The organism is Streptomyces sp. NTH33, assembly GCF_003236365.1.
Classification (GTDB): domain Bacteria; phylum Actinomycetota; class Actinomycetes; order Streptomycetales; family Streptomycetaceae; genus Streptomyces.
Map to the genome: position 1 here is coordinate 1 of NZ_POTZ01000643.1, position 3,060 is coordinate 3,060.

At 74.7% G+C, this 3,060-nt stretch carries 3 protein-coding genes; 2 read left to right on the forward strand and 1 reads right to left on the reverse strand.

Annotated features, from left to right (window positions below; all coding sequences use genetic code 11):
- Positions 1–76: 76 nt before the first annotated feature.
- Positions 77–961: an alpha/beta fold hydrolase gene (locus tag C1I97_RS34280; protein ID WP_111006895.1), complete on the forward strand. Its 885-nt coding sequence runs from the start codon at positions 77–79 to the stop codon at positions 959–961.
- A gap of 205 nt (positions 962–1,166) precedes the next feature.
- Entirely contained in the window at positions 1,167–1,610 is a 444-nt protein-coding gene (locus tag C1I97_RS34285) for an RrF2 family transcriptional regulator (RefSeq protein WP_111006896.1), read from the forward strand.
- A gap of 101 nt (positions 1,611–1,711) precedes the next feature.
- Here C1I97_RS34285 and C1I97_RS34290 read toward each other — a convergent pair whose 3' ends face one another.
- Positions 1,712–2,911, reverse strand: a complete 1,200-nt coding sequence (locus C1I97_RS34290; RefSeq protein ID WP_111006897.1) for a globin domain-containing protein — start codon at positions 2,909–2,911, stop codon at positions 1,712–1,714.
- Positions 2,912–3,060: the final 149 nt, after the last annotated feature.

The following is a 3,060-nucleotide window of genomic DNA, read 5'->3' on the forward strand; positions in this document are numbered from 1 at the left end:
GGCATCATGACCCCCTCGCACGCGCCGGCGCGCCCGAGGGGGTCATGATGCCCTTACGGAAGCAGGGGAGGCGGCCATGACCTTCGTCGGGATCGGCGGTGTCGTCCACCACGCCGTCGTCGACGGCAGGGGACCGCTCTGCGTGCTCAGCCCCGGGCTCGGGATGTGCTGGTTCGACTGGGACCCCGTCGTCGCCCTGCTCTCCTCGCACCGCACCGTCGTCCGTTTCGACCGTCCCGGACTCGGCCTCAGCGGGTACACGCGCGCGTGGCCGACGCTCGCCGGGGAGGCGCGGCGCATCGCGGCCGTCCTGGACGTGCTCGGTCTGGACGGGCCCGCCACGGTGGTGGGGCACTCGCTCGCCGGGTTCCACGCGGAGGCCTTCGCCCGGCTGTTCCCCGCGCGGGCGGCCGGGCTCGTGCTCGTCGACTCCAGCGTCGAGGAGCACCCCCGTCCCCGCAGGGCGCGCGCGGTACGGAACGCCGCCACGCGCGCGTGCGCCACGCTGGCGAGTGCGGCCGGGCTGCCGCGCGTGGCGGGGCCCTCGCTGCGTCGGGCGGCGGTCCGGGAGGGCCGGGTCGGCGGCGGGGAACCGGCGTCGTACGACCTGGTCCGGCGCGCGTACTCCACCAGCCGCTGGCTGCGCGCGGCCCTCGCCGAGAACGCCACCTACGCCGACCAGGCCGTCGCCCTCGCGGCCCTGCGCCGGTCACGGCCGCTGCCGTCCGGCCTGCCCGTCACCGTGCTCGCCGCGGACGACCCCCGCCGGTCCCCGCACCGGCGGCAGCACTGGCTGGCCCGGCAGCGGGCGCTGGCCGCGGCGCTGGACGGCACGCTCCGGGTGAGCGGCCCCGCCGGCCATCTGCTCATGCTCGACCGCCCCGAGGACGTCGCCGACGCCGTCCTGCACACGCACGCGTGTCCGCCCCTCGGCAACGAACAGCGGACGCACGGCGGCTGAAGCCGGACGCCCCGGTGCCGGGGGCGGCGGAAGCCGACGTGCCCCTTCGAGGGCGAGCCCGCGCGGATGACGGCCGGTCAGGCGGGCGAGCCGGCGCCCCCTGGTGCCGCGCGTGCGCTCGCGCACGGCGGGGTGGGGCGAAAGCGCCGAAAGGGAGCCCGGCCGATAAGTTGAATGCCAGATGCATATTATCTACCCTGGCCGCATGCGGCTGCTGCGCTCCACCGACATGGCGTTGCGCGTCCTGATGCGGCTCGCCGTCGCGGGCGGGTCCACCCCCACGACCCGGGAGGTCGCGGCGGACATGGGCGTGCCGTACACGCATGCCGCGAAGATCGTCGCCGAGCTCCAGCACCGCGGGCTGCTCACGGCCCGCCGCGGCCGCGGCGGCGGCCTGAGCCTCACCGAGGCCGGCCGGAACGCCTCGATCGGCGCGCTCGTGCGGTCCCTGGAGGGCGAGGGCGACGTCGCCGACTGCGACGGCACCACGCCCTGCCCCCTCAGCTCCGACTGCCGCCTGCGCGGCGCCCTGCGCCGGGCCCAGGAGGCCTTCTACGCCACGCTCGGCCCCCTCACGGTCGCCGACATGGTCGCGGCCCCGACGGGCCCGCTGCTGCTGGGACTGCCCAGCGTCCGGGCGGCCTCCTGAGCGGGCGGACGCACACCGTGAGACGCACCAGGACACGGAAAAGCCGGCCGGGGCGGTACGCACCGCCCCGGCCGGCTTCTCGCACGGGCCGGCGGACTCGGTCAGGCCGCGGTCCGGGCCAGCCACAGGTCCGGGCCGAAGACCTCGTAGTGGATGTCGGCCGGGGCCACACCCTTGGCGAGGAGCTGCTCGCGCACCGCCCGCATGAAGGGGAGCGGGCCGCACAGGTACGCGCGCGTGCCGGCCGGGACGTCGACGTCGGTGAGGTCGGCCAGGCCGGGCCGCCCGGCACCCGCCGCGTCCTCGGCGCCCTGCTCGTAGAAGAAGACGGCCTGGGCGTCCGGCAGCTTCGCCGCGTACGCCTCGTGGTCGGAGCGGAGCGCGTGCACGGCGGGGGAGCGGTCGGCGTGGACCACGGTCACCGGGGCTCTGTGGCCGGTGAGGGAGAGCTGCTCCAGCATGGCGATCATCGGGGTGACGCCGATGCCGGCGGAGGCGAGCAGCAGCGGCGCGTCGGTGTCCTCGAGGACGAGGTCGCCGTACGGGGCGGACAGCTGCAGGACGTCGCCCACGCGCACCTGTGCGTGCAGGTGGTTCGAGACCTCGCCGTCGGGGGTCGTGGCGTCGCCGGCCACCCGCTTGACGGCGAACTGCCGCACCGGCGAACCGGGCGCCGCGGTCAGGCTGTACTGGCGGATCTGCCGGGCGCCGTCCTCGAGCTTCACGCCGACCGAGACGTACTGTCCGGCGCGGTAGCCGGGCACCGGGCCGCCGTCGGCCGGGCGGAGCCTGAAGGTGGCCACGTCCGCGGTCTCCTCGATCCGCTCGACGACCTCCCACTCGCGCCAGCCGGTCTGCTCGCTCTGCTCGTACAGCCGCTTCTCGATGGCGATGAGGGCGTTGGCCATCAGCCAGTAGACCTCGGTCCAGGCGGCGGCGACCTCGGGGGTGACCGCGTCGCCGAGGATCTCGGCGATGGCCGCGAACAGGTGCTCGTGGACGACCGGGTACTGCTCCGGGAGGACGCCCAGCGACGCGTGCTTGTGGGCGATGCGCTCCAGCATCAGGTCGGGCCGCTGGTCGGGGTTGTTCACCAGGTAGGTCGCGAAGGCGGCGATGGAGCCGGCCAGCGCCTGCTTCTGCGTGCCGGCGGCCTGGTTGCCGCGGTTGAACAGGTCGCGCAGCAGATCGGGGTGGGCGTCGAACAGCCGGGCGTAGAAGCGCTCGGTGATCTCGCCGATGGCCGCGCCGACGGCGGGGAGGGTGGCGCGGACGGTGGCCGCTGACTGCTCGGACAGCATGGGGACTCCTCGAAGGCTCGATCGTTCGGTGCGATCGCTCGACTGATCGAAACGGTATTGAAACTTGCATTTGATATGCAAATTAAGCGGGCGTGGCCTACGCCACATGGGAAAGGCTTCGGCCATGACGAGGGAGTCGCTCCGGGGGC

Bases quoted from the DNA above. Each gene is read 5' to 3' on its own strand.
- C1I97_RS34280 (WP_111006895.1), top strand. From the start codon at position 77: ATGACCTTCGTCGGGATCGGCGGTGTCGTCCACCACGCCGTCGTCGAC.
- C1I97_RS34290 (WP_111006897.1), bottom strand. From the start codon at position 2,911: ATGCTGTCCGAGCAGTCAGCGGCCACCGTCCGCGCCACCCTCCCCGCC.
- C1I97_RS34285 (WP_111006896.1), top strand. From the start codon at position 1,167: ATGCGGCTGCTGCGCTCCACCGACATGGCGTTGCGCGTCCTGATGCGG.